Origin of the sequence: Pseudomonas sp. UBA6276 (genome assembly GCF_002438365.1) — a bacterium.
GTDB lineage: Bacteria > Pseudomonadota > Gammaproteobacteria > Pseudomonadales > Pseudomonadaceae > Aquipseudomonas > Aquipseudomonas coleopterorum.
This window is the reverse complement of sequence record NZ_DJUS01000163.1, coordinates 1-13,464: the sequence shown is the minus strand read 5'-3', so window position 1 is coordinate 13,464 and position 13,464 is coordinate 1. Positions and strand designations below refer to the sequence as shown.

General features: G+C 61.1%; 11 protein-coding genes. All 11 read left to right on the top strand.

Translation table 11 applies throughout. The annotated features are described in order from the left end of the window. The gene (flgJ, locus tag B2V21_RS18810) at positions 1–1,203 is read left to right on the top strand and encodes a flagellar assembly peptidoglycan hydrolase FlgJ (protein WP_049858808.1); all 1,203 of its coding nucleotides are present in this window, start codon (positions 1–3) and stop codon (positions 1,201–1,203) included. Between the two features lie 11 nt (positions 1,204–1,214). Next, a complete protein-coding gene (gene flgK, locus B2V21_RS18805; protein WP_286917685.1) occupies positions 1,215–3,257 on the top strand; it encodes a flagellar hook-associated protein FlgK in 2,043 nt (680 codons plus the stop codon). 13 nt (positions 3,258–3,270) lie between these two features. Then, positions 3,271–4,872, top strand: a complete 1,602-nt coding sequence (locus B2V21_RS18800) for a flagellar hook-associated protein 3 (protein ID WP_286917684.1) — start codon at positions 3,271–3,273, stop codon at positions 4,870–4,872. A gap of 275 nt (positions 4,873–5,147) precedes the next feature. Next, positions 5,148–6,074 (top strand): ketoacyl-ACP synthase III, encoded by a 927-nt coding sequence (locus B2V21_RS18795; RefSeq protein WP_049858805.1) that lies wholly within the window; start codon positions 5,148–5,150, stop codon positions 6,072–6,074. 477 nt (positions 6,075–6,551) lie between these two features. Next, complete coding sequence (locus B2V21_RS18790; protein ID WP_286917683.1) at positions 6,552–7,982, top strand: flagellin; 1,431 nt, start codon at positions 6,552–6,554, stop codon at positions 7,980–7,982. Between the two features lie 71 nt (positions 7,983–8,053). After that, positions 8,054–8,398 carry a flagellar protein FlaG gene (locus B2V21_RS18785; RefSeq protein WP_082484643.1) on the top strand — a complete coding sequence of 115 codons (345 nt, stop codon included), beginning with the start codon at positions 8,054–8,056 and terminating at the stop codon, positions 8,396–8,398. A gap of 80 nt (positions 8,399–8,478) precedes the next feature. Next, positions 8,479–9,942 carry a flagellar filament capping protein FliD gene (fliD, locus tag B2V21_RS18780; protein ID WP_286917682.1) on the top strand — a complete coding sequence of 488 codons (1,464 nt, stop codon included), beginning with the start codon at positions 8,479–8,481 and terminating at the stop codon, positions 9,940–9,942. Between the two features lie 205 nt (positions 9,943–10,147). Then, the gene (gene fliS / locus B2V21_RS18775) at positions 10,148–10,555 is read left to right on the top strand and encodes a flagellar export chaperone FliS (protein ID WP_049858803.1); all 408 of its coding nucleotides are present in this window, start codon (positions 10,148–10,150) and stop codon (positions 10,553–10,555) included. A 10-nt stretch (positions 10,556–10,565) separates the two neighbouring features. Further along, positions 10,566–10,859: a flagellar protein FliT gene (locus B2V21_RS18770; protein WP_049858802.1), complete on the top strand. Its 294-nt coding sequence runs from the start codon at positions 10,566–10,568 to the stop codon at positions 10,857–10,859. A gap of 150 nt (positions 10,860–11,009) precedes the next feature. Continuing rightward, positions 11,010–12,491 carry a sigma-54 dependent transcriptional regulator gene (locus B2V21_RS18765; RefSeq protein ID WP_056843548.1) on the top strand — a complete coding sequence of 494 codons (1,482 nt, stop codon included), beginning with the start codon at positions 11,010–11,012 and terminating at the stop codon, positions 12,489–12,491. A gap of 227 nt (positions 12,492–12,718) precedes the next feature. Further along, on the top strand, positions 12,719–13,464 hold a 746-nt coding region (locus B2V21_RS18760), incomplete at its 3' end, for a histidine kinase dimerization/phospho-acceptor domain-containing protein (RefSeq protein WP_286917681.1).

Below are 13,464 nucleotides of genomic sequence, written 5' to 3'. Positions count from 1 at the left end.
ATGGAAATGCCGAATGGCGGAGTATCGGGAACACGGGATTCGGGGGCTTACACAGACCTCAATCGCCTGAGCTCGTTGAAAGTCGGGGATCGCGACAGCGAGGCCAACCTGCGCAAGGTGGCCCAGGAATTCGAGTCGCTGTTCCTCGGTGAAATGCTCAAGTCCATGCGCTCGGCAAATGACGTGTTGGCCAAGGACAACCCGCTGAACACCGAAACCACCAAGCAATACCAGTCCATGTACGACCAGCAGCTGTCCGTGACCCTGTCCAAGGAAGGCGGCGGCATTGGCCTGCAGGACGTGCTCATGCGCCAGTTGTCCAAGACCAAGGGCGTGGCCCGTGCCGGGGCCAATCCGTTCGCCCATGCCGACAACAGCCTGACCAAGCCGCTGGGCGCCACCCGCGACGCCTCGGCCGATGCCAAGGCTGCCGGCACCACGGCGCACAACGACATGGCCTTGCTGAACCAGCGCCGCCTGTCGCTGCCGAGCAAGCTGGCCGACCGTCTCGTGGCCGGCATCGTGCCTTCCACGGCGACCGATGCGAGCGCAGCCACCGGCAGCAAGAACCTCATCAACGTCCCGGCCAGCGCACCGGCCAACAGCATTGCCAATGCCGTGCGCAGCGGTGCCGCGGTCGAGGGCAGCAGCCTGGCCAAAAGCGTCGCCCAGCCGCCCCTGGCGCCGGCCAAGCGCGCCTTCGGATCGTCCGACGAATTCATCGCGACCATGTTGCCCATGGCTGAAAAAGCCGCTGCGCGCATCGGTGTCGATCCCAAGGTGCTGGTGGCCCAGGCGGCGCTGGAAACCGGATGGGGCAAATCGATCATGCGTGCCGACGACGGCAGCAACAGCCACAATCTGTTTGGCATCAAGGCGACCGGCAACTGGAAGGGCGAGAACGCCCGTGCGATCACCAGCGAATTCCGCGACGGCCAGATGGTCAAGGAAACCGCCGATTTCCGCTCCTATGATTCATACGAAGACAGCTTCCACGACCTGGTCAGCCTGTTGCAGAACAACGACCGCTACCAGGGCGTGGTCAAGTCCGCGGACAACCCCGAACAATTCGTCAAGGAACTGCAGAAGGCCGGCTACGCCACCGACCCGAACTACGCCAGCAAGATCTCCTCGATCGCCAAGCAGATGCAAGGCTATGAGACCTACGCTCGCAGCAGCACCAGCGCTACCACGAATCTATAAGGTTTGAACCCATGTCGAATCTGATCTCCATTGGGCTGTCCGGTCTGGCGTCCAGCCAGGCATCCCTGGCGACCACCGGTAACAACATCGCCAACGTCGCGACCGCCGGCTATTCCCGGCAGTCGGTGGTGAATACTGCCAGTGGCTTGCAGAACATCGGCGTGGGCTACCTGGGTACCGGCACTACCATTTCCGACGTGCGCCGCATCTACAGCAGCTACATGGACACCCAGTTGCAGACCAGTACTGCACTGAGTGCCGACGCGACCGCGTACAGCACCCAGATCAACAGCATCGACAAGTTGCTGTCCGACGGCAGCACGGGTATCAGCGCCGTGCTCAGCAGCTTCTTCTCGGCCGTGCAGACCGCATCGGCCAACCCCAGCGATACTTCGGCGCGGCAGCTGCTGCTGACCCAGGCGCAGACCCTGAGCAATCGCTTCAACTCGATTTCCGCGCAGTTCAGTCAGCAGAACGATAGTATCAATGCCTCGCTGACCACCCTGACCGGGCAGGTCAACAAGCTCAGCGGCAATATCGCCGAGCTCAACCGGCAGATCACCGAGATGTCGGGCAGCGGTTCCACGCCCAACAGCCTGATCGATGCGCGCAACGAGAACGTCCGCCAGCTCAACGAGCTGGTCGGCGTGACCGTGCAGCAGCGCGACGGCAACTACGATGTCTACCTGGGTTCGGGGCAGTCGCTGGTCACCGGTAGCTCGGCGAACTCGCTGGTGGCAACGCCCGGCGTGGCCGACAAGAGCCAGTACGGCTTGACCATTCAGTACCAGGGTTACAGCACCGACGTGACCTCGGTGACCACCGGCGGCGAGATCGGCGGCCTGTTGCGTTTTCGCAGCGACGCACTGAACCCGGCGATCAATGAACTGGGGCGCACGGCAATCGTCGTTGCCGACAGCCTGAACAGCCAGTTGGGCAAAGGCATCGACCTCAACGGTGACTTCGGCTCGTCGCTGTTTTCCAGCATCAACAGCGCGACCGCCGTTGCCAACCGCAGCCTGGCGTCGTCCAACAACAGCGCAGGTTCGGGCAACCTCAATGTCACCGTGGCCGATTCCAGCAAGCTGACCATCTACGATTACAACGTCAAGTTCAGCAGCGCCACTGCCTACAGCGTGACCCGTTCCGACGGCACTTCCATGGGCAATTTCGACTTGGGCACGAACCCTGCGCCGGTGATCGATGGCGTTACCCTGGGTCTGAAAGGCACTGTAGCGACTGGCGACAGCTTCGTGGTCACGCCGACCCGCAGTGGCGCGAGCGCCATCACCAATACGCTGACCGACTCGAACAAGCTCGCCTTTGCCGCACCGCTTACCGGCACGGCGACCGTCGGCAACTCGGGCACCGGCACCTTCACCCAGCCGGTGCTCAGCAGCAAGCTGGACATCTACAGCGGCACGGCTCTGAGCCAGTTGCAGAGCGGCATCGAAACCTCGTCGCCGGTCAAGCTGGTGTTCGGCAAGACCACCGACGGCGCGCAGAGCTACAGCCTGTTCAATGCCTCGGGCGCCAGCATCGGCAGCGGCACGATCGTGCCCGGCCAGAGCAACAACCTGAGCCTGACCGTGCCGGTGGTGGGTGCCGATGGCCAACCGGTCAACGGCGCCGACGGCAAGCAACTGACCTTCACCTTCGAAACCACCGTGGGTGGCTCGCCTGCGGTCAACGACAGCTACACCGTGTCGTTCAATGCCGACGGCAAATCCGACAACCGCAATGCCACGCAACTGCTGGCGTTGCAGACCAAGGCCACCGTGGGCGCCACGGCGGGCAACCCCGGCATGAGCTTCACCAGTGCCTACGCCTCGCTGGTGGAACGAGTCGGCGCCAAGGCCAGCCAGGCCACAGTCGACACCAAAGCCACCGGCGCCGTGTTGACCCAGTCCAAGACCAATCGCGACTCGGTATCCGGCGTCAACCTGGACGACGAAGCGGCATCCCTGGTGAAGTTCCAGCAGTACTACACCGCGTCCTCGCAGATCATCAAGGCTGCTCAGGAAACCTTCAGCGTCCTGATCAACGCCCTCTAAGGAATAGTCGACCATGCGAATTTCCACTTCTCAGTACTTCGAGACCAGCGCGACCGGCTATTCCCAGAATTTCTCGGACACCGCCAAGACCCAGGCACAGATCAGCTCGGGCAACCGCATCCAGAGCGCTGGTGACGATCCGGTCGGCGCGGCCAAGTTGTTGCAGTTGCAGCAGCAGAGCAGCTTGCTGACCCAGTACAGCGGCAACATGACCAGCGTCACCAACTCGCTGACCCAGGAAGAGAGTGTGCTCGACAGCATCACCACAGCCTTGCAGCGGGCGCAGGAGTTGACCATCCAGGCCGGTAACGGTGGCCTGAGCGACGCCGACCGGACGTCGATCGCCAGTGAAATCGGCGAGATCGAAAAGAACGTCCTGGGCCTGCTCAATACCAAGGATTCCAACGGCCAGTACATGTTCTCCGGGTCCAAGACCGGCACGCCGCCCTATGTGCAGAACAGCGACGGCAGCTACACCTATCAGGGCGACCAGACCCAGCTCAGCCTGCAGGTGTCCGACACCCTGCAACTGGCCACCAACGACACCGGCTACAGCATTCTGGAAACGGCGGTGAACACCAGCCGCACGCAAACCACCATGACTGCGCCGGTGGATGCCAACGGCACGGTGGTCGACGACGGTCTGGTCACGGTGTCCGACGGCCGCCTGGAATCGCTGACGACCTACAACAAGGCCTTCACCGATGGCCAGCCGTACAAGTTGACGTTCACCAGCAGCACCCAGTTCACCCTCACCAACAGCAGCGGCAAGGACGTGACGTCCCAGGTCAGCGGCAATGGCACCTTCGACCCGAAGGCCGACGGTGGCACCACCGTCAGCCTGTACGGTGTGGAATTCGACATCGATGTGGCCACCAAGCAAAGCGAGCTGGGCACCGTCACCGATGCCGACATCGCCGGGCGCACGTTCAGCCTGGGCAGCAAGCCGGATAGCATCAGTTCGACGCGCAACGCGGCCAACACGTCCACGGCGCAGTTGGTCAGTGCGAACGTGACCGATACCCAGGGCTATGCGGCGGGTTTCCCGGCCGGGGGGGCGGTGATCAAGTTCACCAGCAGCAGCGAGTACGAGGTTTATGCCCAGCCCTTGACCGATTCCAGCCGAGCCATCGGCAAGGGTGCGGTGGTCGTCGGGGCCAATGGCGGCACGATCACGGCTGCGGGCGTGACTTTCAAGCTCTCCGGTGAGGCAGGTGCGGGTGACAGCTTCAGCGTCAACGCCAACAGCCACAAGACCCAGAACGTGCTGGACACCCTGCACCAGCTCAAGTCGGCTTTGGAGATACCGGTGACGGACGCCAAGTCCGCGCTGGCGCTGAAGAATGCCACCGATTCGGCCTTGGGCAACCTGGCCAGCGCCAACGAGAACATCGACATCTCCCGCGGGCAGATCGGTGCACGCCTCAATTCGCTGGCCATTCAGAACGACGAGAACGTCAGCCTGGCTCTTGCCAACAAGGGCACCCAGTCGGCGATAGCCGACACCGACTTCGCCACGGCATCGGTCACCCTGAGCCTGCAACAGACCATGTTGCAAGCCTCGCAGCTGGCCTTCGCGAAGATCTCCCAGCTCAGTCTGTTCAACAAGCTGTGAGCGGCGGGGCGCAAGCCCCGTCTTTCCTCTACCACCCCGCGTCGCGCCATTTCCTACGGCCTATGGCACAATATCCCTGTGACCAATGAGTCGGATCGTGCATCTTCACCCTTATGTATTGCCAGGTCGCTGCATCAGCGGCCTGCAGCTGCTTGTTTTTTCGGCAGCGCTGGCCCCGTCCCGCAGAGGTCGGCGCCGCCTGACACCCTTTTCGATGGCATCGCGCAAATGCCCCGCGTGATGACCTCCAGCTACCTTTGTATTGGGAAGCCACAATGATTGGCATAAAAAGCATCGCGAGTTACGTGCCTGCCGAAGGCCTGGACAACTACGCCCAAGGTGCCAAATTCGCCAAGGATGAAGAATTCATCATCGGCAAGATCGGCTCGGCCTTCCTGCCGCGCAAGGCTGCCGACCAGGAAACCTCCGACCTGTGTGTGGAAGCGGCCAACGCGCTGTTCGCCAGCAATCCGCAGCTGTCGCGCGAGTCCATCGACGCGTTGATCGTCGTGACCCAGAACGGAGACGAGGAGGGCTTGCCGCACACCGCCGCCATCGTTCAGGACAAGCTCGGCCTGCCGACCCACGTCGCAGCGTTCGACATCAGCCTGGGTTGCTCGGGCTATGTATACGGCATCTATGCACTCAAGGGCTTCATGGAAGCGGCCGGCCTGAAGAACGGTCTGCTGATCACCGCCGACCCGTACTCCAAGATCGTCGACCCTGAAGACCGCAACACCACCATGCTTTTCGGCGACGCGGCCACCGCCACCTGGATGGGTGAAGACGCGCCCTGGCAGTTGGGCAAGGCCAAGTTCGGTACCGACGGTTCCGGCGCGCCGCATTTGAAGGTGACCGATGGCGTATTCTTCATGAACGGCCGTCAGGTGTTCAACTTTGCGCTGCTCAAGGTGCCGGCACATTTGCATGAACTGCTCGACGAATCGGGGCTGACCAGCGCCGATGTCGACGCGTATTGCATCCACCAGGGCAGCGCGGCGATCGTCGACGCCGTGGCGCGGCGCTTCGAGGAAGAGCCGGAGAAGTTCATCAAGGACATGGTCGAGACCGGCAACACGGTATCGAGCAGCATTCCGCTGTTGCTGGAAAAGCACATCCTCGACTCCTCCTGGAAGCGAGTCGCCCTGAGCGGCTTCGGCGTCGGCCTGTCCTGGGGCTCCGCGCTCATCTACCGCCCCTGATACCGCGCCGCCTGCCGACGCGGCTCGCGCCGCTGCTACAAAACCTGGGCCGCCTGCCGACACGGTGTTCATCCGGGCCACCCCGTTGCACGCCGCCGTGTTGACCGTCCACGCGGACAACACGATCCCTGTAGCAGCGGCGCNNAGCCGCGTCCGGCCGCACCGCGGTCATCCATACACACCGCGCATCTACCAACGCGACCGACGCCACTGCGACCGTCTATCCGTTGACGCCAGAAATCCCCGCTTTTCCCATGCATCCCCCTCAAGTTCCCCCTTCCCCGGACGAAATAGTTATCAAGAGAGATCAAGCCAACGCTTGCTTTTTCCGGCTACAGCGGCTCGAAGGTGAAAAAACATTGCAATCACCCTCAAGCAAAGCGCTGAACCGACGATAACTACTACGAAGGTTCTCTAGGCCACACCCGGCGCTCGCCAGGGCCGGAAGCCACAGCTAACAACCCCGAGGAATTTGTCATGGCCTTATCCGTAAACACCAACACCGCTTCCTTGACCGTTCAGAAAAACCTGAACAAGGCTTCCGATGCGCTGAGCACCTCGATGACCCGTCTTTCCTCGGGCCTGAAAATCAACAGTGCCAAGGACGACGCCGCCGGCCTGCAGATCTCAAACCGTCTGACCAGCCAGATCAACGGCCTGTCGGTTGCAGTGAAGAACGCCAACGACGGTATCTCCATCGCCCAGACCGCTGAAGGCGCGATGCAGGAATCCACCAACATCCTGCAGCGTATGCGTGAACTGGCCCTGCAATCGGCGAACGGTTCGAACAGCGATGATGACCGTACTTCCCTGCAGTCCGAATACTCGCAGTTGACCACCGAACTGACTCGGATCTCTACCACCACCACCTTCGGTGGTCGTAACCTGCTTGACGGTTCTTTCGGCACCACCGCTTTCCAGATCGGTTCGAATGCCAACGAAACCATCAACGTCACGCTGGGCAACATCTCGGCCAACAAGATTGGTACCAACCAGATTTCCAGCAAGGGCATCGTTCCTTCGGCTACTCCGGTAACCGCTGCAGCAGGCTCAATGGTTGTAACGGGTAACGGTCAAGAGAAAGAAGTCGACATCGCTGCTGGCGCCTCTGCCAAGGACGTTGCCAAGGCATTGAATTCGGCAGTTCCAGGCTTGTCCGCCAAGGCGACAACCACTGCGTCCTTCACTCTGGCTTCTGAGAACCTGACGACGTCCTCGAAGATGGATATCAAGGTTGGCGACTCGACAGTTAGCCTTCAGGGCATTACATCCCTGAGTGGTCTGGCGGAGCAGCTCTCGTCCAACGCTGCGAAGCTGGGCGTAACCGTCAACTACGACGAAAGCAAGAGCAGCCTGAGCATAACCTCGGCTACAGGCGAGAACATCTCGTTTGATAACGTCACTTTGGGCACTGCTGGCGACATCAAGGTAACCAACGGCGCCGACACTACCAAAACCGCTGTGACCATTGCCGACGATGTGGCAGTAACTGGTTCGGTTCAGCTTGACTCTTCCAAATCATTCGCCCTTTTGGAAAAAGGTACCGGTACAACGGTTGCCAGCTACTTCGGGACTTCCACGACTTCCGAGCTGAAAACCATCAGCGACTCGAAGATCACGACTGCCGAGGATTCTCAGAAGGCACTCGCCGCGATCGACAAGGCGATTTCCAACATCGACTCCCAGCGCGCTGACCTGGGTGCTGTGCAAAACCGCTTCGACAGCACCGTGGCCAACCTGCAGAGCATCTCCGAGAACTCCTCGGCCGCTCGTAGCCGCATCCAGGACGCCGACTTCGCTTCGGAAACCGCTGAGCTGACCAAGCAGCAGACCCTGCAGCAGGCATCCACCGCGATCCTGTCCCAGGCCAACCAGCTGCCATCGTCGGTACTGAAGCTGCTTCAGTAATTCGCCACTTGGCTGACTGACGGAAGGGTGCCCACGCACCCTTCCGTTTTTTGATTTCCGGGGTGATGAACATGGACATGAGCGTTACAGCGAGACCGCCTCTTGCCGTCACGTCAGCGCCAGCCGGCGCCGCCTCCCTGCCTGCCCGGCAGGTCACGCAAGACGAACCCGCGGCGCAACCCGTTGCACCCGAGCGGGCCGAATTGGAACAAGCGGTGAAGGATATCCAGGCGCACGTGAACACCTCACAGCGCAACCTGGAATTCTCCATCGACGACTCGACGCATCACGTCGTGGTCAAGGTCATCGCTACGGACAGCGGTGAAATCATTCGTCAGTTGCCGACCGAGGCCGCGCTCAAGCTAGCGCAGAGCCTCGCGGACGGTCGTAGCGGTCTGCTCGACGCGAAGATCTGAACTGGCACGAAAAATGTAGCTGGGTGTGCTTGGGGCGGTATCCGTCAAAAACACGCCTGACTCGATTCTAGGAGATTGCGATGGCTACTGTTTCCTCCACCACTGGCACCACGGCCGCTACCACCGCTGCCAGCACCGCAAGTACCAGCAGCACCACCAGCTCGACCAGTACCAGCGGTGCGATCAAATCCAGCGGCGTGGGCTCGGGCATCGATACCGATGCCATCGTCAAAGCCTTGGTGAACGCCGAGAAAGCGCCCAAGCAAAAGCAGATCGATACCCAGACGCTAACCACGACAACGACGTTGACTGCTGTTGGTACCGTCACCAGCGCGCTGGAAACCTACCGCACGGCCGTCGCGGCGATGAACAAGGCTTCGACCTTCAGTGGTTTGACCGGTGCCTCGTCCAATGAGAAGTCAGCGTCGATGACGGTGACCGACTCTGCTTCCGACGGGACCTATTCGTTGGAAGTGACGACTCTGGCCACTGCCTCGAAGATTTCTTCCGGCGTCTATGCCGACAAGAGCACGGCGGTGGTCAATAGCACGGGGTCGCCGCAGATTCTCACGATCACCCAGTCCTACAAGGATAGCAAGGTCACTATCCCCGCAGGTGCGACCCTGGCGCAGACGCGTGATCTGATCAACACCCAGTTGGTCGGTCGTGGCATCAGTGCCAACATCCTTACCGATGCCAGTGGTTCGCGCCTGGTTCTGAGTTCTTCGACCACTGGCAAGGATACCGAAATTTCCATGAGCGCCGACGCGGCCAGTGGGCTCGACAAACTGACCGCTTCCACCACTGTGAATGAACCGACCAACGCGACCTACAAGATCGATGGCATCGAGATGGAGTCGTCGACCAACACCGTTGCGGCCGCTATCAGTGGTGTCTCGATCAAATTGCTCGAGGCCAACAGCAAATCGACCATCAGCGTCACCACCAACACCGACACCCTGAAAAAAGCCACCACCGGATTTGTGGACGCCTACAACGCGCTCATGACCCAGCTCAACACCTTGACCAAGGTCAGTACAGCGGCCGACGGCACGACCAGCGGGGGAGGGCTGACCGGCGATTCCACCGTGCGCCACCTGATCCAGTCGATGCGCAACGAGCTGGTCACTTCCTCGGGGTCGAGCAAGCTGACGTTGTCTCAATTCGGCATCAACACCGACCAGAAGACCGGCCTGCTGGTAATGGACGACGCCAAGTGGACCAAGGCTATGGGCGATACCGCGAACGTGGCTGCCATCCAGGACATGTTCACCGGCAAGGACGGCCTGCTTGCGCGCATGACCAGCGCCACTGATTCCTACGCGGTGAAGGGCGGTATTCTTGCCGCGCGCTCGGACTCGCTCTCCGGCACGCTGACCAAGCTGACCGAGCAGCAGCAAGCCCTGGATCGCCGGATCAAGAACCTCACGGACACCTTGAATGCCAAGTACACCGCGATGGACACCCTTGTCGCGCAGCTGAACGCCACCAGTAAAAGCATCATGACCACGCTCAATGCGCTGAACAAAACCGACAGCGATTGATGCTTCGTGAACATCCAGAAGCCCGGTTCATACCGGGCTTTTGCGTGTCCAGCCTTTTCACGAATGCCACCATATCGCCGACGTTATCGGCCTGATCTCAGTTTCATGCGCATATTCCCCCAAGCCCGCTAAAGTTTTCCCCGCCCGCGACGACATAGTAACCAAGCGATACAACATCAAATACTGTGTGACGAGGTCCACCGCAATGAACGCCATGAGAGCGCTGAGCCAATACCAGAAGGTCGATTCCCATGCCCAGACATCCGAAGCCACGCCGCACCGGCTGGTGCAGATGCTGATGCAGGGCAGCCTCGATCGCATGGCCCAGGCCAAGGGCGCGCTGAGCCGTGGTCAGGTTGCACAGAAGGGCGAGATGCTCGGCAAGGCCGTCGCCATCATTGGCGGTCTGCGCCAGGGGTTGGATGCCACCAAGGCGGCTAACGAACAGTCTGTCAAGGACCTCGATGATCTGTACGCCTACATGTCTGGACGCCTGACCGAAGCCAACATCAAGAACGATCCACAGCTGATCGACGAAGTCGCTCGCCTGATGATCACCGTCAAGAGCGGCTGGGATGCCATCGCCAGCCACGAATCGGCACTGCCGGCCTGAGGAGTTCGTCATGAGTGCACTACAGCGGATTCAGCAGACTCGCCACGCTCTGGTAGACGCCATGCAAGCCGGAGACTGGGATGCGATCGGCGTGCTGGACATCGAGTGCCGTGCCTGCGTCGACAGCGTGCTGCAGGAAGTCCCGGAAGACCCTTCCCAGTTGCGCAGCCACCTGGAAGATCTGCTCGAGGTCTACCGTCAATTACTCAACGTCACTCGTTTAGCGCGTCAGTCGGTTGTCGACGAAATGTCACAGTTCAACCAAGCGAAGAACGCTGCAAAGGTTTACCATCTGTTCCGTTGACAGCCATTGCGCCATAAATTTGACTAAGTCGATTTTTTTGCCTTTACTAGTGGCTGTTGTGATTCGTCTGGCGTCTGTTAGCTGAAACCATGGCCAAAAACGTCGAGAGCGCCCTCCGGGCTTCGAGTTGACTAGGGAAGTTGCTATTGCATGTGGCGTGAAACGAAAATTCTGCTGATCGATGACGATAGCGTTCGCCGCCGGGATCTGGCGGTCATCCTGAACTTTCTTGGCGAAGAGAACCTGGCCTGCGGCAGCGGCGACTGGCAGATGTCGGTCGACTCGCTGTCGTCCAGCCGCGAGGCGCTCTGCGTTCTGGTGGGGGACGTGTCTTCGGGCAATCTGGCCGGGCTGCTGAAGACCCTTGCCAACTGGGATGAATTCCTTCCGGTGCTGTTGCTGGGTGATCCAGGCGCCGTCGAGCTTCCCGACGACCTGCGTCGTCGCGTGCTCTCCCACCTGGAAATGCCGCCCAGCTACAGCAAGCTGCTCGATTCCCTGCACCGCGCCCAGGTCTATCGCGAGATGTACGACCAGGCCCGCGAACGCGGCCGTCAGCGTGAACCCAACCTGTTCCGCAGCCTGGTCGGCACCAGCCGCGCGATCCAGCACGTTCGGCAGATGATGCAGCAAGTGGCCGATACCGACGCCAGTGTGCTCATCCTTGGCGAATCGGGTACCGGCAAGGAAGTCGTCGCGCGCAACCTGCATTACCACTCAAAGCGTCGCGACGCGCCGTTCGTGCCGGTCAACTGCGGCGCCATTCCCGCCGAGTTGCTCGAAAGCGAGCTGTTTGGCCATGAAAAAGGCGCTTTCACTGGGGCGATCACCAGTCGCGCCGGCCGTTTCGAACTGGCCAACGGTGGCACCCTGTTCCTCGACGAGATCGGCGACATGCCGTTGCCGATGCAGGTCAAGCTGCTGCGAGTGTTACAGGAACGGACATTCGAGCGGGTGGGCAGCAACAAGACCCAAAGTATTGACGTGCGCATCATCGCTGCCACCCACAAGAATCTGGAAAGCATGATCGAGGTCGGGACGTTCCGTGAAGACCTGTACTACCGCCTGAACGTGTTCCCCATCGAGATGGCACCGTTGCGTGAGCGTGTGGAAGACATTCCACTGCTGATGAACGAGCTGATCTCGCGCATGGAACATGAGAAGCGCGGGTCGATCCGCTTCAACTCGGCGGCCATCATGTCGCTGTGCCGCCACGGCTGGCCGGGCAACGTACGCGAGCTGGCCAATCTGGTCGAGCGCATGGCGATCATGCACCCGTACGGCGTCATCGGCGTGGTCGAGTTGCCGAAGAAATTCCGCTACGTGGACGACGAAGACGAGCAGTTGGTCGACAGCCTGCGCAGCGACCTGGAAGAGCGGGTGGCAATCAACGGCCATACCCCCGACTTCGCTTCCAGTGCCATGCTGCCGCCTGAAGGCCTGGACCTGAAGGATTACCTCGGCGGCCTGGAGCAAGGCTTGATCCAGCAGGCGCTGGACGATGCCAACGGTATCGTCGCCCGGGCTGCCGAGCGCCTGCGCATCCGCCGCACCACGCTGGTGGAAAAAATGCGCAAGTACGGCATGAGCCGGCGCGAAGGTGAGGGCGAAGAGCAACAGGCAGACGATTGACGCCTGTGGCTGCAACGGCCGCTGCTTGCAAGACAGCGGCCGCGCTTTACACCCCATCTGCTACTTCGTGTCAACCGCGCCAAGCCGCTGAAATCGCGGGCTTTAACCCAGCGCATCCGCCTCATTCTTTCCCCTGACTTGCGCCTTTGGAGTTCCATTCGGCACGGCTATTGCTTTTGCCCCTGTCACGATACCGTTTTTGACGGTGAGCCAAGTGAGAGAGAGCCATGCCACAGGCCGCTATCCAGCCGTCCGCTGCCCAGCCCCATCGCGACGTTAGCGCATCAGCAGCGCAGCCTGACAGCCGCCAGGGTCTGAATCAGGCCTTCGCTCTGTTCGACCAGATGTCCGATCGCCTGAGCGACTCCTACAGCCTGCTCGAAGAGCGTGTGGCAGCGCTCAAGGGTGAGCTGGAAGTGGTCAGCGCGCAGCGCCTGGCCGAGCTCGCGGAAAAGGAACGCCTCGCCAATCGCCTGCAGAACCTGCTCGATCTGTTGCCTGGCGGGGTCATCGTCATCGATGGTCAAGGTCACGTACGCGAGGCCAACCCGGCAGCCCTGGAAATGCTGGGTGCACCGCTGGAAGGCGAGCTGTGGCGTGAGGTGATCGTGCGCAGTTTCGCGCCGCGCCGGGATGACGGCCACGAGATCTCTTTGATCGACGGGCGACGCCTGTCGATTGCCACGCGCTCGCTGGATGCCGAGCCTGGCCAGTTGGTGTTGCTCACCGACCTGACCGAAACACGTCGGCTGCAGAGTGAGGTGGCGCGCAGCGAGCGCCTGTCGTCGCTGGGCCGCATGATGGCTTCGCTCGCCCACCAGATTCGCACGCCGCTGTCGGCTGCGCTGCTGTACGCCAGCCACCTGACCGATAAGCCTTTACCGGTCCAGACCCAGCAGCGTTTCGCCAGCCGCCTCAAGGAGCGTCTGCACGAGCTGGAGCATCAGGTGCGCGACATGCTGGTGTTCGCCCG